Origin of the sequence: Halomonas citrativorans (assembly GCF_900163645.1) — a bacterium.
GTDB classification, from domain to species: domain Bacteria; phylum Pseudomonadota; class Gammaproteobacteria; order Pseudomonadales; family Halomonadaceae; genus Vreelandella; species Vreelandella citrativorans.
This window is the reverse complement of record NZ_FUKM01000033.1, coordinates 47,267-66,046: the sequence shown is the minus strand read 5'-3', so window position 1 is coordinate 66,046 and position 18,780 is coordinate 47,267. Positions and strand designations below refer to the sequence as shown.

Genomic DNA, 18,780 nt, shown 5'->3' with positions numbered 1-18,780 from the left:
CACAACCGACCTAGCTCCGCAGTACCCCACTATAGTGACCACAACGGTTCGGGAATCAGGCGACACGCCCCATCTTTGGTGGCATCTCGCCCATGCCCCGCACAAATCGCAGGCTCCAGTAACCTATTCCCAGCATGCCAGCCATCAGAGCGCTTAACATGCCCAGATACCCGAAATGGTCAAGCAGCAGCCCTGCGAGCATGGGCACAACCGTACGCGTGAGCACGAATAGACTCGATTGCAGACCATAGTCCACAGCCGTCAAACCTTCACGGGTGTAGTACATCATCATGCCAAACACTAATCCAGCCGAGGCGCCCATGGCCAGCGCCAGAAGCACGGTGCAGGCAGTTAGCAACGGCAAGCTCGCATGGCTGGCCAACGCCGCCGATAATGCAGCCAAGGCAACGAGGGCGAGCATTGCAAAGCCAGGCAGGGCATAGTGCAAACCACGACGGTAAGTGACATAACCGCCTAGCAGACTGCCCAAAGCACCGACCACGCCACCCAGCAAACCAGCTACCACGGCCACCTGACCGGACGGCAGTCCTTGATCGAGCAGTAACGGTTTAAGGTATACCCAGGCAGTGCCAATAAAGGGGAAATAGAGCATCAACACGACCACCCAACGGCGACGCTGAGCAGAAGCGAAATAGCCAACCCATTGGCGCACCCCCACCTCTGAGCGTTTGGGTGTCGCTATCGTATCAAGATGCACTGGGCGTATGAGATAAAGTCCGACAAGGGCCAACAACAGTCCAACCCCCAGCACAAAGAACGGCCAAGACCAGCCAACACGATCATGCAAAATGAGCATCGCACCACCCCCGAACACTGCCCCCAATGAACTGGCGGCTGAACGGATAGTGCCTGCGCGCATACGTTCAGTCTCGGGTAAACAGCGAATAGCCAAGGCATTGACCGGCGCGTCGGCCCAAGTGCCGAATAAGCTAGCCAGCATCGCCAGGGCGAATAACGTCGTGAAGCCCGTTTTTCCTATGTCGAGCCCCGCCAGCGCTACAAGGCTTGCGGCATAACCGACCAACAGTACTAAGCTCCAGCGCCGATAACCGGCGGTATCTCGCGCCCAGCGATCTACCGGAGCAGCCAATACGAACTTGAGCACGGCCGGCAACCCTGCCAATTGGAAGAGGCCGATGGCGGTGCCGGACCACCCCTGCTGGCGCATCACCAGCGGTAACCCTAGGTAGAGATAGATCATTGGTGCGGTCATAGCGAAGTTGATCCAGCCGAGCAGCAACTGCAACGACCAGTACGAAATGGCGGGGGCTTTCATGTCGGTATTCCCAGGTTTTAAGTTTCTGGAGCTAAACGCTTAAGGTACTCGTTGCTAAGCATGTGTTTTTAAGCGCTGGCTGGCTGCGCGAGCAACTGGACATATTGCTCGCAACGGTGCAGCAACTGCTCATGAGAGCCCTGATCGAGAATGCAGCCATCCTGCAGGAGTACGACCCTGTCAGCCTGAGCAATGGTGCTTGGACGATGTGCTACCACCAGTAGCGTGTACTGCCCACGAAGCGCCAACAAGGCCTGCTGCAGGGCATGTTCACTGTCAGCATCGAGGCTGGATGAAGCTTCATCCATTACCAGCACGGGCGCTTGAGACAGCAGTGCCCGGGCGATGGCGATACGCTGACGCTGACCACCTGAAAGCCGCGCACCATTCGCGCCGCAACGCGTTTGGTAGCCCTCAGGTAGGGCCTGAATGAAATCGTGGGCCTGGGCCTGATGCGCAGCGATTTCGATTTCCTGCTGCGTCGCCTCTGGTTTGCCCAAGCGCAAGTTGCCCTCGATACTGTCGTCAAACAAGTAGGCCTCCTGACCAACCCAGGCGATCCAGTGGCGCAGCTCGGATAGGGGAATATCACGCAGATCTTCGCTGCCCAGCTTCACTGTGCCGCTCTGCACCTCATAGAAGCGCATTAGTAAGTTGGCGCAGGTGGTCTTGCCAGATCCTGAGGGGCCAACCAGTGCGACCATCTCACCCGTTTCTACCCGGAAGTTGACACCCTGCAGCACAGGGCGCTCGGAATGGGCGAACACCACTTGGTTGAATTCGATGCTGGCATCCTTAGGCAATCGCTGGCCATTGTCCTGAATCGGCGAACGCTGATGCAGCAACGCCAACACCCGTGCCGCACTGGCGCGCACTGCACCCAGTTGGCTGGCACTGCGCGCTACCTCTGCCAAAGGTAGCAGTGCCGCGCCTACCAGCACGACCGATAGCGGAACTTGAGCCAACGCTAGGGCTTGATATTCAAGCAACACTGCGCTGGCCACCAGCGCGGTGATCAATGCTAAGGACTGGATCAGCTCTATACCGCCTTGCTCCGCGCCTGTTCGCAAGGCGTAACGACGCTGCTCGCTCTTCAGCCGCGCCAGATACTGCCCCAGCCGAGCGCGCCAAGCCGCCTCCTGATTGAACAAGAGGATCTCTCGACGCGCCTCAATGCCCTCAATCACTTCAGCGTTTAGTCCCGCTAGCGCGGCATTCATCTCGCGCCCCTGGCGAAAAGCACGCTCCCCCAGCCAGAATGGCACGCTGGTCAGAGTCGGCAGAAATGGCAGTAACACTAAAGTAAGCCAAGGCTGTATCCAGGCCAGCGCCAGCAGTGCCAACAGCGGTACCACAACTGCAGCGATGGTATCGGCCAGGGTGTGGGCAAAAAAGTGTTCCAGCGCCTGAGCATCGTTCAGCGCCACGTTGGCCTGCTCGCCGCTGCGGGTGTCGGACAAACCACCTGGGGCGGCACGCTCTAGACCGTCGTAAATGCCCACCTGCAGCGTTTCGATCAGAGCAAAAGCAAAGGCATGGGAGATATGTGCCTGCCACCAGCGACCACCGGCCCCAGCAACGGCGCTGACAAGCATGCCCCAAAGCACGGGTTGCCAGAGGCTCTCCGGTGCACCCGTCAGCGCCAAACCTGCTAGCCAGGCACCCAACGCAAGGCTTGTCACCATGCCAGCCTGGGCAATGAGCGTAGCAGCGATAGTGAGTGCTAGCAGGCGCGGCTGGCCAGCGGAAAGGCGTAACAGGTCACCCCATGTGCTACGCGGCCCCTGGGGAATTTCGTGGACATTGACTTTCATATTAGTTCTTCCTCGGTTTGGGGCGACGCTTCGTGGGCGTGCTGCCGGTTCCAGAGGCGCGCATAGAGGCCATTTCGGGTCAGTAGGTTGTGGTGATCACCGATCTCAACTAAACGACCACGATCAAGCACCAGAATGCGGTCGGCATTCCGAACGTTGGCTAGACGATGTGCAATCACCAGTAGCGAACGCTGACCGCGAAGCCGCTCGATGGCCTCTCCAATGTGGGTTTCGCTGGCAACGTCCACGTTCGCGGTCGCCTCGTCCAACACCATGACCGGTGTATTTTTTAGCCAAGCACGTGCGATAGCTATGCGCTGTCGCTGACCGCCAGAAAGTCGCGCGCCGCCTTCTCCCACGGCAGTGGCAACGCCTTTTTCAAGACTTGAAATCCACGATTCCAGTGACGCTACCCGGCATGCCTCAGCCAGATCCTCATCACTGGCTTGAGGAGCCCCCATCCTCAAGTTCTCTTCGATGCTGCCATGCAGCAGCACACTATGTTGGAACACGCCACTGACGTTTTCGTATACGTCATTGACGCGCAAATCGCGAAGATCAACGCCGCCCAGGCTGACGCGGCCGCAGTCAGGTGCAACAAAGCGCATCAATAGAGCTGCCAGGGTCGATTTTCCTGCGCCAGAGGGCCCTACCACAGCCACGAACTCACCAGGCTCAAGCGTAAAATTCACATTGTGCAACGCAGGTTCGCAGCCACCCGGCCAGGTATAACTAACGCTATCAAAGGCCACTCCATGATGGGTCGGTAAAGCCCGGGCCTCAATCGGCTCTGGCACCCCAGGTATAGCGTCAAGTAAACGAATGACGGGGGCCGCCGCCGCATTACCCGACCATGCAATGTGGAAGGTCTTATCAAGCTTTTCCAGCGTACCGAAGGCCTCGCGGGCCAGCAGCACAACGGCCAACAACGCAAACGGCGATAGCTCACCGGCAACGGCGCGCTGAGCGCTAAGCGCAGTCACCAACGCTAAACCACCCAAGCTAAGCAGCCCTGTTGCGCCGTTACGCATGAGAATGGCGTAAAGCACACCCATGGCCTGCTCACGCAGATCCCGTGCCTGTTGACTGAGTACCTGACGGCGCCGGGTCTGAGCATTGAAGGCCTTGAGCGTGGTGACGCCGCGCAAGCTGTCGAGCAAATACGCGGAAAAACGCCCCATACTCGCGAACAACCCACCTGCAGAAGCGCGCCGCCAACGCAACCAGAGGCGATCAGTAAAGGGTAGCGCCAGCGCAGCAAGAGCAGCCACAAGGGCAGAACGGCTATCGAAATACGCCATTAGCAGTAGCACACCCCCGCCACCAAACACCGCACCCAGCACTGCAGGCACATAACGGCTGTAATAGGCTTGCAAGGCTTCCACCGACTGCACCAAGGTGGTACTCAGTTCCCCGCTATCTCGGTCGCTGGCCGGATCAGCCGCCACACGTAATACCTGACCAATCAGGCGCTGACGCAAGTAGTGCCGGGCAAGCCCTGCCACACGCATAGCGAGTGCTTCAGACAACCCCATCAGCACGATGCGTAGCCAAGTAAAAACAAAAAAAACCGACAGCGGCCACCATAGTTCGGACAATGGCTGGTCAGCGAATAGCCCGGCCAAAGCACTGGCTAAGCATAGCGCCTGACCAACATGACAGGCGGTGACAACCACTTGGCCGAACGCAGCCAGTAAAATCGAAGGACGCAAAGGCCGCGACAAGCGCCAGAGAACCGGGGTCATGCCTCTACCCCCGAGTCACCTCTAGTTGCCAGCACGCACTGAATAGGCAGTCCTCTCAGACGGTTGGTTTTAATATCCTGCCAACCTTGTTCGGCTAGTAATTGCTGCACCAACTCTATCGAATGACAGTCACCAGCCTCAGTGAGGCTGAGCATCTGTGCTGCAAACAGCCGTTGAATCGGTTCCTGTTCGGGTGGTGCATTGGAGCGCATGAAGCCAGCAATTAGAACCCGCCCTCCGGGTTTCAGCCAAGATTGCAAACGCGCCAACAGGTGCCAACACTGAGATTCATCGAAGTGGTGTAACACTTGACTAAGAATGATCAAGTCAAAGCGCTGCTCAAACCTTACTTCAAAGAGGTCACCAGGAATGAAACGTACCTGCTCACAAACACCAAAACACTCAGCGGTTTTCTCAAATAACTCTTCGCTGTCTGGCCAGTCAACTCCCCACACTCTCATCGAAGGTTGTTTGGCAGCCAGTGTGAAGCCGTAGGTACCGTTTCCGCAGGCCAAGTCCAGAACCTCAGGCTGCGAACGCTCGCCCAGCCATGGCAGTATTTGGTCAGCTAAACGTCGAGCAGTAACTCGCGCAGTGTTAGTGATGCCCTGAGAGAATTCTTTCCAATATGGGTGATTAGCCGCTTCCAGGCTTTGCGAAAGAACGCTACCACCAGCTACTACCGCGCCCTTAAAATCGCGGAAGGCGTCCCACATCAGGTCAGCGGTGTAAACTTGTGTCAAGCCACCGACATAATGGGGTGAAGTACGACACAAGAATTTCTCTCCCAAAGAACTAGCACGATAGTAGGAGTGGCCGGGTTCGTTTGACACTAGCCCCAGCCCAGCGAGAGCATCGAGCAGGATGCGAGTACCACGGGGGCTGGCCTGAATACGCTCAGCCAGTACCTCAGCGGTGACGCCTTCGCCCATTTGATCAAACAATTGGAGCTCGATAGCCGCACGTAACACGCCTGCGCGCTCCACCCCCATCAATAAGTCAATTACCGGCTGTGCTGAAACACCGTTCCAGACCGCCTTACAGCGTTGTAGTAACGCCTTCTGGTCAACCTTACCAGATGGCGCCAATGGCAACTCAGGCACACACGTCAGCGTATCAGGCAGTTGACTCGGCTGAGCACCCACTTCCTTTACGAGATACGCCAGCATTTTCTCCAACGTCAGCGCGTGACGGCCAGGCTGCATGACTACAAAAGCATCCAGGCTCGGCTTGCCATCTTCAGTAGGGTTGTTGAGCACCACACTCTGGTCAACCGCAGGATGACCGCGCAATATATGGGCCACTTCAACAAGATTAATTTTATAACCGCCGCGTAGCACAGTGTCAGCACGTCGACCAACAATGCGCAGACGCCCTTCAGCATCAAGTAATCCATGATCACCTATACGCACCCAACCTTCGGTGTTGCGGTAGCGCTGATCCAGTTCCGGTGCACCGTAGTAGCACATCGGCGTCATAGGTCCGCGCGCCCATATTTCTCCCTCTTCACCACAGCCGAGCTGCTGGCCCAAATCATTGCGAATGCTCACGCTAATCACTGTCGGATCGGGGCAACCGACAGTCCGCACAGTCGTTTCAGGCCGGTCATCAAGCTCAGTATGGCAGGCAATACCGTCAGCAGAACCGTAGGACTGGATCAGCGTGCACCCTAGTTTGTTACGTACCCCTTCATAAGTCTGCTCACTCAGTGCTGAGCCTCCGCTGACGATCGTCGTGAGAGAGGAGAAATCAAGCGATTCAGACCCACATGGCTGGAGCAAAGGACTAGCCAACAGCATGTCAACCATATTAGGGCCAGCAAAAAGGTGTGTGGCTCGTTGTTGGGAGAGCAGACGTAGCACTTCGTCCGGCTCGAAGCGATCCAAGCAAATGAGAACTCCCCCAAGGGAAGCCAAAGTGCAGGGAGTGCCAAGCGAGCCAAAGGGCGAAGCTAGCGGCACCGCAAAAAGTGCACGTATTTTCGATGAATCCTGAACCAAGCTGTGTAGATAAGCTGTCTGACCACCCACCAACGCATTGTGCGAGTAAAGCACCAATTTAGGCTCAGACTCCGAGCCTGAAGAAGCTATCAGGCGGGCTCCAGCATTAGGATCGACGCGCACGCTGAGGGCATTGAATTCTGACCTTTCCCAACACTCAGCCAAACTCGGCCAATTTTGGTAACGTTGTCCGCATACCAGCACCTGCTCTAGTGCCGGTAATTCATGCTTCAAACTATCGACCAACTCAGCGTAATCGGTGTCGCCTACCTTTCGTTTACATACCAGAACGCGTGCGGCGGATTTGGTGAGCATAGCGCGGGTATCGCGTTTGCGTCGCCCCATTGGATATGGCAGCACAATCGCCCCCAATGCGGCTACAGCCAAGTCTACAGCACAGGCACGCCACCCATTTGGTAAGTTCACTGCCACCACATCTCCCGCACCAACTCCCATATCATGCAGCACTTGGGCTAGGCTGAGACTTCGCGCTCGCAATTGAGCATAGCTGAGGCTGTCGGCACCCTCGATAACGGCTGCATCCATCGGACGCACTTGAGCAATATCCAGAAAGGCCTCAAACAAGCCTTTATTCGGGTAGATACCTTCCGAGGCCCAACGCTCGCGTAGGCTGGTAGGAACCCAATCCAACACCTGTGTTTTTTTGAGTTGACTTTGATTCTGCCGCATGGCTAGTTCATTAGGCATGTTACATTGTCCTTAAGCATTAATGATCCAAGGGGTGGCAACATTCAGACCATGTTCGTCACGGCTCAGCGTGCCTGACAAGTTGGGGTGGGCTCCGACATCAGCAGCACAAAAAGAAACGGGGGTAGCGATAACCCCTTGCTTTGCCAGCAAAGTCAGCGCCTTGGTAGTCGCTAGCGAGCGCAGGTCTAACTCTGACAACATGTGCCTGGAGCACGACTCAACCATCACGTAACCATCGGCAGTGGCGAAACTCCGTGCCGGGGGTGAGCCAGGGCTAGACGCCATAAGCAGCGCAGCAGCTCCGGCCATGGCTGAATCTAGCTCCAGAACCTGCTGATGTGCATAGCGAGCGTAAAGTGCAGCAACAACACCTTCGGCTAGGGCCACTCCACCAAGCACGTCCACCAACGTCAGTAACGCTCCAGCGGGACTTTCTGCTTGGTTGATCCGGCATGCTAAACCGCTATACGCCTGGATCATGAAATCGGTGGCAAGTGGATCATTCATTTTTGGTACTCGACCAGTACCAGACGCCGAAGCATAGATGAGTGAGGATGACTGGCGACGCAGTATGTCAGGCGTCAACCCTAAACGCTCGGCTCGGCCAGGCGCCCAGTTATGCAGGAAGACATCTGCGCCGCCAGCCATCTGTAGCAAGCGTTCCCGGTCCCCCCCGCTGCGCAGATTAAGCTCGACACACGACTTATCCCGATTGATGGCATGAAAATGTACCGACAACTCGTTCACCAATGGCGCCATACCTCGCATCGGGTCGCTGCCAGGTGGTTCTACCTTTACCAGTTCCATGCCAAGTTCGCGCAACAGGTGTCCCGCCAGCGGCCCCTGAATCAATCGACAAGCTTCAATCCCCCGCAACCCTGTCAATGGCCGCTCCGGTGCAGTGTTTAACGTGGAGCTACACGCGGCCACTCGTGGCTCTCCGAAAGACCAAGGGCCATGTGTCTGCCAAGACACCACAGTTCCCGAACGCAGTGGGCATATATCCACACCACTGTTTCTAGCCATGCGCTGCAGATCCACCAATCGTCGGCTGGAACAGGCATCAAATAGGCTGGACGGCAGCAGCGCTTGGGCGGTGGTATAGCGCTGTAGGAAGGGCGACCAAGCTGCTGCGATGTCAACTGCCGAAACCTGTAACCTACTCCAAAAGCTTAGCCAAGCCTCAGGGCTCAGTGCTTCAAGCTCAAAGAGGTGCCCTTCGACACTGATAAAGGGAGGTGAAGACCAATCTATGCCTGCTTTGGATGGAGAGGCTTGGCCAGCGTCATCCATAGCCAAATACTGAGCCATAGATAACAACCCGACTCCGCCCAGGCTCAGGTTTACTTCACGGCTACCACTACCACGGTACTGGCCAATCAGAGCGGCTACGCCAGTAGTGCACATAAGTGATGCGGATAGCACCGATAGATAGTCCGGCCCCAGAGCAAATACACCACCTGCATTGCGAGCATGCCAACCACTCAGCCCACAAGCTGCCTGCGCCAGCGCCTCGCTTATTGGCTGATTACCACAAGGCCAGCCACGTAAGTACACAACCACTCGTGCACCCCCACCATCTTCGAACTGTGCTACCAGCTTGTTAGCGGTGGACTGCAGATTCCTCTCTACTCGTGCACCAAGCAGCTCTGCTCGGTGGATAAAAGCCTCTGCAACCGCTTCCAACCCTATTGGCGCAGGAGTCAAGGATATCGTAATCCCCGTCAGTGGCGGTTTCACAACAATCGGGATCATCCCCCTCCTCCTTACTCTGCCAAATTTAACCAGAATCAATGCGCGCCCCCGTATATGCCCTACCTCGGATCGGATATTGAGCAACGAGTAATCAGCCTGCTGGCAATTGTCGAGATGACATGAGGGATGATACTTTATTGAGGTAATGCTAATCATTCGCATTACATATGAAAATCGAAGGTTTCCGTATGCTATTCATGCGAAGCCATTTTTTGCCTGTACCGCCTGTGCTCTGATTACCCCAGCCACAGATTGCAGACACTGCGCCTAGGGGCTTATTGGCGTTTCATTGCTGCCCACGCCGAAACGCCTGCTGATTAAGATGGATAAGGAGTGATGTGTTGTGAACTGCTTGTCAAAACCGAAATTGGCCACTGATCAAGAACTGCAGAAATGGACATGCCGTCAAAGCGATTCTTCTCGAAGCCATACATTAATTGAGCGACTGGATTGCGAGGCAGGTTTCTCAGTTGTCCGCTCTCGAATCTCTTCGGGACGCGAGTTACGCGAAGCTTGTCAGCACGAAGGCAATGAACGAACCCTGGTGATCACATTCGGTCTTTCAGGACAATCCGAGTTCTTAGACCGAGTAGGTAACAGCTTACCCTTCTCAGCCAACCGAACTACGGTTTCAGTATTTCAGGAAGGCATTGGTGAAAGGCGCTACGCCGCCGACGAACCCATCCAGCAGTTGCGCCTAGTGGTTTCTGAGTCAGCACTTACGCGTTATATCGGGCCAGAGCGCTGTGATCGATTACTTGGCAAAGCTCTGCGCCATAACGAAAGCTTTCGCAAAATCTCTCACGTCAACAGCCGAGCCAGTGAACATCTCAGATTTTTCAAGAACCCGAGGGTAGGAGAGCAAGACGGGCTGCGCCAGCGTATCCATGCTCTAAGCCTGCTCGGTGAACAGCTCAACCTGCTGGCCCCCGGTGAGGTACAGAGAGGAGGAATTACAGGCCGTGATGTGGACTTGCTTGAAAGAGTTGAAACCTTCATGCGCACCCACTTGAGCCAGCCTATAAACAATGCTTGCTTGTGCGCGGAGCTGGGCATCAGTGAGTACAAACTCAAGGAATGTTTCCGTCAGGCCTACAGCAACAGTCCCGCCCAACACTTGTTGGAGATGCGCATGCAGCGCGCACAAGAACTATTAGCGGCTGGATACCGAGTATCGGAATCGGCCTACCAAGTAGGCTACCAGCACCCAAACAATTTTAGTGCCGCCTTCACAAAATTTTTCGGCTACACGCCAAAATCGGTGCGCGACTCACTTTAACCAATTGATTTAAAACTAAACAAAAGGAACATAACATAATGCAGTCACCATACTGCCGCCAGGAGTCAAGCGGAAACTTCATGCGGGCAAGTCAAGCGCCGATTTCCCTCAACTTGAATGAATCGCCCTACGGCGTGCCAACAGCAGCACTAGAGGCTGCACGGAATGCAGTGAGGATATCTTCACGCTATCAATTCGAACTGGTCGAACAGCTACGTCAAGACCTGGCCGACCGACACCAAATTCCCAATGAATGGATATCGCTTTATCCAGGCTCGAACCGTGCTCTGCACTACGCGACACTGGCCTTCACAAATGCTCAAAAACCACTAGTGGTAGGGGCGCCTGGTTTTCCAGTGTGTGAGCAAGCTGCACGGCTGCATGAACGGCCAGTGTGCCAGATACCCTTACTAGCAGACGGGGAACATAATGTGTCAGCGATGCTTGAGGCTGGTGCAGGAGGATTGATCTATGTGGCCAACCCCAACAACCCCACCGGCAGCGTAACGCCCCATGATGCGCTCCTTCGACTGATTCACGGCGCCGCCAACCTGACCCAACAGGCCGTGGTGCTAGTAGATGAAGCCTATGTGGAATTCAGTGACGAGCCCTCGATGATCGCTGCACTACGAGAACATCCAAACTTGGTTGTTACACGCACCTTCTCGAAAATCTACGGACTGGCAGGTCTGCGCATTGGGTATGCAGTGGCGCAACCAGAGCTGCTTAATCGCATCCATACACAACCGGCTCATGACGTACCGGCACCGGCGGCAGCCGCTGCCCTTGCGTGTCTAGCTGACGAAGCCGAATGCACACGGCGTAAGCATGCCACTAAGAAGGAACGCCAAGCTTTCACAGATTGGCTAGGCGGCTATGGCTTGCGCCACAGCAACTCCCACAGCAACTGCCTATTGATCGACTGTCAACGGCCCGTCGCCACGATAATTGAGGAGCTCGCGCAACTGGGTGTGAAAGTCGGCAGAAGTTGGCCGGGACTTGATAAGTGGGTACGTATCACCCTTGGTACCACCGACGAAATGCACATCCTACGCCAAGCCTTGGCGCAAGTTTTGAACCTCGAACGGAGCTGACCTATGACCACTAGGAATCAACATGATGACGCATCGGTATTACCTCGAGACCTAGCACCTCTGGTTAGTAATCAAGGAGCCAAACTAATCCCTGAGGAGTTATCACGCTACAGTCGTCACATCTTAATTCCCGAATTAGGTTTGACTGGGCAGCAACGCCTAAAAAACGCCCGAGTTCTAGTGATTGGCGCCGGAGGATTAGGTTCTCCTACTCTGCTCTACCTAGCCGCAGCAGGTATTGGCACACTGGGCATCGTTGACTTTGACCTAGTCGAAGCCTCAAACCTGCAACGTCAAGTGATCCACAACATGAATACTTTGGGTCAGCCCAAGACAAAAAGCGCTAGCCTCGCCATCAAGGCACTAAACCCCAATGTAAAGGTGCAACTGCATGAGCTTCGCTTGGATAACAGCAATGCCCTTGAACTGTTCGACCAATACGACCTGATCATCGATGGGGCCGATAACTTCGCCACTCGTTATCTGGTTAACGACGCTTGCGTGATGGCCAATAAACCTTATGTGTGGGGCTCAATCTACCGATTTGAAGGGCAGGTCAGCGTATTTTGGGAAAATGCTCCGAATGGTGGGCTGAACTACAGAGACCTCTATCCTGAGCCACCCCCGCCACAATTCGCTCCGTCCTGCTCAGAAGGCGGCGTGCTCGGCGTTCTTTGCGCCGCTGTGGCTTCAGCGATGAGCACAGAAGCCATTAAGCTGATCACCGGTATCGGTGAGACATTGCTTGGCACACTGATGGTCTACGACGCACTACGCATGCGTCACCGTTATCTGCCGTTGCAGCGCGACCCTCAGCGTATACCTATAACCTCACTCCAGGACTATCCACAGTTCTGCGGTATAGGCCAGCCAACTAATGCACAGACCGAAGTACCAAGCATCAGCGCCACTGAGTTGCATACACTGCTGGTTAAAGAGCCCACAGTGACACTGCTGGATGTTCGCGAACAGAACGAGTGGGACATCGTCCATATTGAGGGCGCACATTTGCTGCCCAAGGCGTACGTACTAACTAGCCTTGGCCAAGGTGTCATGGCCGAAAAAGACGCACCTTACGTGGTGTACTGCAAGGCCGGCACCCGCTCCAGAGAAGTAGTCCAGGCGATGCTCACTGCCGGTTTCAGTAACGTGCGCAATTTGCAGGGTGGCGTATTGGCATGGGTACACGATGTCAATCCGACTCTAGCAAGTTACTAAGGTGCGATCATGCTGAATTTATCCACTTCAATGCGTGATGCCCTCTTCCGCCAAGCTCATGAGCAACACCCGATTGAATGCTGCGGCATCATCACCAGCTTGGCAGGAGAGCCCAGACCTCACCGACTGATACCTATGCACAATGCCGCTCAATCTAAAGACTTTTTCATCTTCGAGCCACGAGAACAACTACTAGTGTGGCGGGAAATGGACGTACGTAGTGAGTTTCCACTGGTGATCTATCACTCCCATACTGCCTCAAAACCCTATCCCAGTTCCACAGATGTAGATTATGCCGCTGCCTTTCCCGACGCCTACCACTTAATCATTAGCACCGTTAAACACTTCTGCCCAGCGATGCGCTGCTACTACATCAAGCATGGTCGGATACTGGAACAAGAGCTGACTTTCGAGCAACCCCCACTATTTTATTGATAAATAAGGAATCTAAATGCCTGTCACTATTCATATACCCACTATTATGCGCTCCTTAACCAATGGAGCTGCCACTGTTGATGCCCAAGGTAGTAACTTGGCTGACGTCATTGATGACCTGGAGCGAGATTGGCCAGGAGTGAAGCAACGACTGGTAAAGGATGATGCTCTGGTGAAATTTATAAACCTTTACGTCAACGATCAGGACGTGCGCTTTCACAGCGGCCTACAGACACCAATTAACGAGGGTGATGAGGTTATTATTCTCCCTGCCGTGGCCGGTGGTCAGATCAACTATATCTGCAAACCACTGACAAAGGCCTGAGGAGATACTACGATGCCATGCCCATTATCCGGCAGAAAGCGTGTGACGTCGGCCACCGCCCCGAACGAAATGCGCTATGACGATTATCTACATCTCAAGCAGATTTTAGACAGCCAAGTTCCACGCTCCGAGATCCCTGACGAATTGTTGTTTATCATCCAGCATCAGACAGCTGAACTGTGGATGAAGTTGATGCTGTATGAGTTGACCCAGGCGATTCAGCATTTGGGCAGTGATAACCTACCCGCCGCGCTGAAGGCCATCGCGCGAGTACAGCGGATCATGGATCACTTGAATCACGCCTGGAGCGTGCTGGCGACCCTAACCCCTAGCGATTTTCTTGCTATGCGCCCGTCGCTGGGCAGCGCCTCAGGGCATCAGTCCGTGCAGTTTCGTGAGATAGAGTTCCTGCTTGGCAACAAATCCTCAGCACACTTAGCAGACCACACTCAGGACGAACTGGCCCTGCATGCACTGCAAAAGCGTTTAATGGCGCCATCACTGTATGATGAAGTGGTGCGCCTAATGGCTGCACGCGGCATGGATATTGACCAGTCTCGGCTGCAATTTGAGCATAGTGAGCCAACTAGTCACTCTCCTTCAGTGGAAGCAGCTTGGTTGCAAGTGTATCGCCAGCCCGAGGAACACCGAGAGCTATACACCCTAGGCGAGCAACTAGTGGAATTAGAAGACAGCGTTAAGCACTGGCGCTTTCGCCACCTCTGCACGGTAGAACGAATCATCGGCCATCGCCAGGGAACCGGCGGCACCAGCGGAGTTAGCTACCTTCGCTCCACTCTCAACACAGTTCTATTCCCCGAACTCTGGCAGTTGCGCACCCACCTCTGAACCCAGGAGCCTATCACGATGGCGCGACATTCAACTCACCTCCCTCAAGAGCGCACTGCGCTGATCGTAGGAGCGGGGCTTGCTGGCCCTCTACTGGCCTGTTTGCTACAGCGCCAAGGCTGGCAAGTGACTCTTCTGGAAAAACGCGGTGACCCACGTAAAAGCTTGGCCAACACGGGTAAATCAATCAACCTAGCTCTGGCTGAACGTGGCCTACAGGCTCTGCGGCTAATTGGGCTAGAGGCATCTGTGCTAGCAGAAGCAGTGGCTATGCGCGGTCGGCGCGTGCATTCGCTGGGGAACCCCGCCAGCTACCAACCCTACAGCCCCCGTTCTGAAGACGTCCTATGGTCTATCCAGCGTGGCCGCTTTAATCAACAACTGCTTGCTGCCGCTGAAGCTGCCGGCGTACGCCTGCGTTTTGACACTCCGCTCGAACAAGTTGACTGGGCGGCACAATGTGCGCTAGCTGGAGGTGAACATCTTTCCTTCGACCTGCTGGTGGGTGCTGATGGTGCAGACTCAGCCGTGCGTCGAGCCATGGCACTCGTTACCTCGCTGGGAGAACACCGAGAGTGGCAACCCCACGGCTATAAAGAGCTCTATATGCCATCTCGCGCCGATGGCTGTCCGCGACTTGAGGCCGACGCTCTTCACATTTGGCCGCGTGGCGGACACATGTGCATCGCCCTACCGAACATAGACGGCAGCTTTACCGCTACGCTCTTCCTGCCGCACGACAATACCGACGAAGCCTGTTTCAAGCGCCTTGCGGAGGGTAAAGTAGCGCGGAGCTGGTTCGAGCGGATATACCCAGATCTATCGGAATATTTACCCAACCTAGAACAAGATTTCGAATACAACCCCACTGGCCAGCTTGGCTCCCTCTGGTTGCGCAAATGGCAAGTCGAGGGCTGCGCAGTACTGATCGGTGATGCTGCACACCCAATGGTGCCCTTCCACGGCCAGGGTATGAACTGCGCACTGGAAGATGCCACAGCGTTGGCAAAGTATCTAACAGCACAGCCAGAGTTGAGTAGAGCTCTAAGCGCCTATGAAGAAGAACGCCAACCCAACGCCAGCGCAATCCAGGCTATGGCACTAGAAAACTATGTTGAAATGCGAGAGCGGGTCAGTAGTGCTGGCTATCAACTGGAACGGCAACTGGCACAGTGGCTGGAAGCTGAGCACCCAGAACGCTTTATGTCTCGCTACTCCATGGTGACCTTCAGCAACCTTCCTTACGCCACTGCACAGGCTCGAGGAGAGATTCAATCAGAATTGCTTCGTCTGGCCGTCAAAGGTTGCAAGAGCTTCGAAGAGATCAACCTAGCTGCTGTGAAAAGTCAGTTGCATAGGCACCTAACGCCGCTATATCCCTTAGGAGGAATGGACGGATGTATGTGATGAAGGTTTCCGACCCTCTTGGCCATCAGCTTCCACTGAACAGACGAGAACGAGCCTATTCACCGAGCTCACTGGCACCTAGTTATAAGCAAACTCTCACTCAGTATAGATCTGATAGCCAAGCAGCCATTGCGCTCCTCGGCCAGCCGCGAGTATTACGCTATGGGCCTGCGGCTAGGGAAAAGATCCTCCTATTCCAGGCCACTCGATCCCCTGGGGCAACGATCGTATATATTCACGGTGGCTACTGGCAGGAACTGAGCGCAAAAGACTCGCTGTTCTCTGCCCCAGGCTTAAACGCTCATGGCTTAGACTACGCTGCAGTAGGCTATAGTTTAGCGCCGAATGTCCCTCTCGAATATATTGTCGACCAAGTTGCTCAGGCCTTGCTTACACTACGCACTTGGTACGCAGCTCGGGGCCAAGTGCCAAAAATCATCCTCGTTGGCAGCTCCGCTGGCGCACATTTGGCAGCAATGTTGCTGTGTCGGATCTGGCCAGATTCATCACCTTTCCAAGGCGCCTTGCTAGTTAGCGGCATCTACGATCTCCAACCCCTGGTCGGCACCTATATTAACCAGCCTCTACACCTAACACCCCATCAATCCGCACAGCTAAGTCCATTACACCTACCGATTCACAATCCTGTACCTGTCGCCATAGCTTGGGGAGAGATGGAAACTACTGTTTTCAAGTACCAGAGTTTAGCATTAGCCGAACGACTGACCCACTACATGCCAGTTACAGCAGTACGCAGCTGCAGCGGTCGTAACCACTTTGACATTGTCTTCGATATTGCCATCCCGCAGACCACCCTAAATCAGTGTCTGAAAACTCTGCTTACTCCGGAGAAACTTTGATGAAAGTACGCCATTGCCTCACTGATAAAGATGTTCAATCCATAGCCAATGCCGCTCGTCATTTCGCCCAACAGCATAACTGGCCAGTGGCAATTGCCATCGTTGACGACGGTGGTCACCTATTGAATCTTCAACGCCTAGAAGACGCTGCCCCTATGACAGTGGAGATGGCCACCGCCAAGGCTCGCACGGCTGCGCTGACGCGCCGTCCAACGCAGTTTTATGAAGAGTTAATTCTTGGTCAAGGGCGGCTGTCATTTCTGGCTACGCCTATGACAGGGCTTCTTGAAGGAGGCTTGCCAATCTATGTTCGCGACAATGTGATCGGTGCCATCGCAGTATCAGGGGTTAGCTCCGCTCAAGATACCCAGGTAGCCCAGTCAGGTATTGATGCGCTGGAGCAAGCATGAAATGAACCAGCAAATATTCAGGTTACAATTCGCCAAAGCATCACGGCCCACCCCTCACGAAAAGCATAGCCACTATAAATGTATACTGTAGAGGATCTTCGGGAAGGGCGAGGGGTGCCGCAAGCACCCCATTGCTCCGAATTACACGCCGAGGTAGTCCAATATACCTTCTGCCGCCTGGCGGCCTTCATAAATAGCCGTGACCACCAGGTCAGAGCCGCGCACCATATCGCCGCCGGCAAAGATTTTTTCATTGCTGGTCTGAAAGGCAAACTGGCCGTGCTCGGGGGCTTTTACCAGGTCACGCTCGTTCAGATCAATGCGTGAGCCTTCAAACCAGGGTGCTGGGCTTGCCTGGAAACCAAACGCTACAACCACCGCATCGGCGGCAATAATTTCTTCAGAACCTGGCACCACCTCAGGGCGACGGCGGCCGTTTTCGTCAGGTTCGCCGAGGCGAGTGCGCACAACCTTCACGCCTTCGACCTTCTCTTCGCCCACCACCGCCACCGGCTGGCGGTTGAACAGGAACTCAACGCCCTCTTCGCGCGCGTTGGTTACTTCACGGCGAGAGCCGGGCATGTTCTCTTCGTCACGGCGATAAGCACAGGTAACGCTCGCAGCACCCTGTCGGATCGAGGTGCGGTTACAGTCCATGGCGGTATCGCCACCGCCGAGAACAACGACGCGCTTGCCTTCCATCGAGATGTAATCGTTTGGATCTTTTTCGAATCCCAGGCAGCGGTTGACGTTAGCGATCAGGAAATCGAGCGCTTTATATACGCCGGGCAAGTCTTCCCCGGGGAAGCCGCCTTCCATGTACTTATAGGTTCCCATGCCCAGGAAAACCGCGTCGTACTCCTGAAGCAGCGTGTCGAACTCGATATCCGTGCCGATTTCAGTGTTCAGACGAAATTCAATGCCCATTTCCTCGAACACCGCCCGGCGACGCTCCATGACGTTCTTTTCAAGCTTGAACTCAGGAATGCCGAAGGTTAGCAGGCCACCGATTTCCGGGTACTTATCAAACACCACGGGTTTAACGCCGTTGCGCGCCAGAATATCAGCGCAACCAAGCCCGGCAGGGCCTGCGCCTACAATGGCGACTTTTTTATCTGTCCACACGACCTTGGACATGTCCGGGCGCCAGCCCATGGCAAACGCGGTATCGGTAATATACTTCTCAACCGAGCCAATGGTGACCGCGCCAAAGCCGTCGTTAAGCGTACAGTCGCCTTCACACAGCCGATCTTGCGGGCATACGCGGCCACACACTTCCGGCAACGAGTTGGTTTTATGCGAAAGCTCAGCGGCTTCAATGATGTTGCCTTCCACCACCAACTGCAGCCAGTTGGGAATATAGTTGTGAACCGGGCACTTCCACTCACAGTACGGGTTGCCGCAGTGCAGGCAGCGGTGCGCCTGGCTTGCCGCATCAGTGGGTTTGAACGGCTCGTAAATCTCGGCGAACTCTTTGGCACGCGCATGGGCGGCTTTTTTCTGTGGGTCTTGACGACCCACATCAACAAACTGGAAATCGTTATTTAAACGGTTAGCCATGATATTTCTCCTCGAAGCGTA

15 protein-coding genes are annotated in these 18,780 nt (G+C 55.0%); 9 read left to right on the top strand and 6 right to left on the bottom strand.

Annotated features, from left to right (window positions below; all coding sequences use genetic code 11):
* Positions 1–55 precede the first annotated feature (55 nt).
* The 5 genes from CZ787_RS07880 to CZ787_RS07860 all read right to left on the bottom strand — a co-directional run bounded on the left by CZ787_RS07880 (position 56) and on the right by CZ787_RS07860 (position 9,322).
* Positions 56–1,297: an MFS transporter gene (locus CZ787_RS07880; protein WP_087107926.1), complete on the bottom strand. Its 1,242-nt coding sequence runs from the start codon at positions 1,295–1,297 to the stop codon at positions 56–58.
* A gap of 68 nt (positions 1,298–1,365) precedes the next feature.
* Positions 1,366–3,111, bottom strand: coding sequence for an ABC transporter ATP-binding protein (locus tag CZ787_RS07875; RefSeq protein WP_087107924.1), 1,746 nt, complete (start codon positions 3,109–3,111; stop codon positions 1,366–1,368).
* Complete coding sequence (locus CZ787_RS07870) at positions 3,108–4,856, bottom strand: ABC transporter ATP-binding protein (RefSeq protein WP_087107922.1); 1,749 nt, start codon at positions 4,854–4,856, stop codon at positions 3,108–3,110. The genes CZ787_RS07875 and CZ787_RS07870 overlap by 4 nt, the downstream gene beginning before the upstream one ends.
* Positions 4,853–7,564 carry an AMP-binding protein gene (locus tag CZ787_RS07865; RefSeq protein WP_087107920.1) on the bottom strand — a complete coding sequence of 904 codons (2,712 nt, stop codon included), beginning with the start codon at positions 7,562–7,564 and terminating at the stop codon, positions 4,853–4,855. The genes CZ787_RS07870 and CZ787_RS07865 overlap by 4 nt, the downstream gene beginning before the upstream one ends.
* A 12-nt stretch (positions 7,565–7,576) precedes the next feature.
* The gene (locus tag CZ787_RS07860; RefSeq protein WP_176372193.1) at positions 7,577–9,322 is read right to left on the bottom strand and encodes a CoA transferase; all 1,746 of its coding nucleotides are present in this window, start codon (positions 9,320–9,322) and stop codon (positions 7,577–7,579) included.
* Between the two features lie 343 nt (positions 9,323–9,665).
* On the opposite strand from CZ787_RS07860, the gene CZ787_RS07855 reads away from it, so the two are divergent.
* From CZ787_RS07855 to CZ787_RS07815, 9 genes are read left to right on the top strand one after another with little or no spacing between them, the layout of a single operon-like run.
* Entirely contained in the window at positions 9,666–10,601 is a 936-nt protein-coding gene (locus tag CZ787_RS07855) for a helix-turn-helix transcriptional regulator (protein WP_087107915.1), read from the top strand.
* Positions 10,602–10,639: 38 nt separating this feature from the next.
* Positions 10,640–11,695, top strand: a complete 1,056-nt coding sequence (locus CZ787_RS07850) for an aminotransferase class I/II-fold pyridoxal phosphate-dependent enzyme (RefSeq protein WP_087107913.1) — start codon at positions 10,640–10,642, stop codon at positions 11,693–11,695.
* Between the two features lie 3 nt (positions 11,696–11,698).
* Positions 11,699–12,913 carry a molybdopterin-synthase adenylyltransferase MoeB gene (gene moeB, locus CZ787_RS07845; protein ID WP_087107911.1) on the top strand — a complete coding sequence of 405 codons (1,215 nt, stop codon included), beginning with the start codon at positions 11,699–11,701 and terminating at the stop codon, positions 12,911–12,913.
* A gap of 9 nt (positions 12,914–12,922) precedes the next feature.
* The gene (locus CZ787_RS07840; protein ID WP_087107909.1) at positions 12,923–13,348 is read left to right on the top strand and encodes a Mov34/MPN/PAD-1 family protein; all 426 of its coding nucleotides are present in this window, start codon (positions 12,923–12,925) and stop codon (positions 13,346–13,348) included.
* 16 nt (positions 13,349–13,364) lie between these two features.
* Positions 13,365–13,673: a MoaD/ThiS family protein gene (locus CZ787_RS07835; protein ID WP_087107907.1), complete on the top strand. Its 309-nt coding sequence runs from the start codon at positions 13,365–13,367 to the stop codon at positions 13,671–13,673.
* 12 nt (positions 13,674–13,685) lie between these two features.
* Entirely contained in the window at positions 13,686–14,522 is an 837-nt protein-coding gene (locus tag CZ787_RS07830) for a tryptophan 2,3-dioxygenase (protein WP_087107905.1), read from the top strand.
* 18 nt (positions 14,523–14,540) lie between these two features.
* Entirely contained in the window at positions 14,541–15,929 is a 1,389-nt protein-coding gene (locus CZ787_RS07825; protein ID WP_087107903.1) for an FAD-dependent oxidoreductase, read from the top strand.
* Positions 15,920–16,789 (top strand): alpha/beta hydrolase, encoded by an 870-nt coding sequence (locus CZ787_RS19260; protein ID WP_087107901.1) that lies wholly within the window; start codon positions 15,920–15,922, stop codon positions 16,787–16,789. Before CZ787_RS07825 ends, CZ787_RS19260 begins: the two co-directional genes overlap by 10 nt.
* Positions 16,789–17,199 (top strand): GlcG/HbpS family heme-binding protein, encoded by a 411-nt coding sequence (locus CZ787_RS07815; protein WP_087107899.1) that lies wholly within the window; start codon positions 16,789–16,791, stop codon positions 17,197–17,199. Before CZ787_RS19260 ends, CZ787_RS07815 begins: the two co-directional genes overlap by 1 nt.
* A 141-nt stretch (positions 17,200–17,340) precedes the next feature.
* Here CZ787_RS07815 and CZ787_RS07810 read toward each other — a convergent pair whose 3' ends face one another.
* The gene (locus CZ787_RS07810; RefSeq protein ID WP_087107897.1) at positions 17,341–18,759 is read right to left on the bottom strand and encodes an FAD-dependent oxidoreductase; all 1,419 of its coding nucleotides are present in this window, start codon (positions 18,757–18,759) and stop codon (positions 17,341–17,343) included.
* Positions 18,760–18,780 lie beyond the last annotated feature (21 nt).

Coding starts and splice junctions, on each gene's coding strand:
- CZ787_RS07880 (WP_087107926.1), bottom strand. CDS start 1,297: ATGAAAGCCCCCGCCATTTCGTACTGGTCGTTGCAGTTGCTGCTCGGC.
- CZ787_RS07875 (WP_087107924.1), bottom strand. CDS start 3,111: ATGAAAGTCAATGTCCACGAAATTCCCCAGGGGCCGCGTAGCACATGG.
- CZ787_RS07870 (WP_087107922.1), bottom strand. CDS start 4,856: ATGACCCCGGTTCTCTGGCGCTTGTCGCGGCCTTTGCGTCCTTCGATT.
- CZ787_RS07865 (WP_087107920.1), bottom strand. CDS start 7,564: ATGCCTAATGAACTAGCCATGCGGCAGAATCAAAGTCAACTCAAAAAA.
- CZ787_RS07860 (WP_176372193.1), bottom strand. CDS start 9,322: ATGATCCCGATTGTTGTGAAACCGCCACTGACGGGGATTACGATATCC.
- CZ787_RS07850 (WP_087107913.1), top strand. CDS start 10,640: ATGCAGTCACCATACTGCCGCCAGGAGTCAAGCGGAAACTTCATGCGG.
- moeB (WP_087107911.1), top strand. CDS start 11,699: ATGACCACTAGGAATCAACATGATGACGCATCGGTATTACCTCGAGAC.
- CZ787_RS07840 (WP_087107909.1), top strand. CDS start 12,923: ATGCTGAATTTATCCACTTCAATGCGTGATGCCCTCTTCCGCCAAGCT.
- CZ787_RS07835 (WP_087107907.1), top strand. CDS start 13,365: ATGCCTGTCACTATTCATATACCCACTATTATGCGCTCCTTAACCAAT.
- CZ787_RS07830 (WP_087107905.1), top strand. CDS start 13,686: ATGCCATGCCCATTATCCGGCAGAAAGCGTGTGACGTCGGCCACCGCC.
- CZ787_RS07825 (WP_087107903.1), top strand. CDS start 14,541: ATGGCGCGACATTCAACTCACCTCCCTCAAGAGCGCACTGCGCTGATC.
- CZ787_RS19260 (WP_087107901.1), top strand. CDS start 15,920: ATGTATGTGATGAAGGTTTCCGACCCTCTTGGCCATCAGCTTCCACTG.
- CZ787_RS07815 (WP_087107899.1), top strand. CDS start 16,789: ATGAAAGTACGCCATTGCCTCACTGATAAAGATGTTCAATCCATAGCC.
- CZ787_RS07810 (WP_087107897.1), bottom strand. CDS start 18,759: ATGGCTAACCGTTTAAATAACGATTTCCAGTTTGTTGATGTGGGTCGT.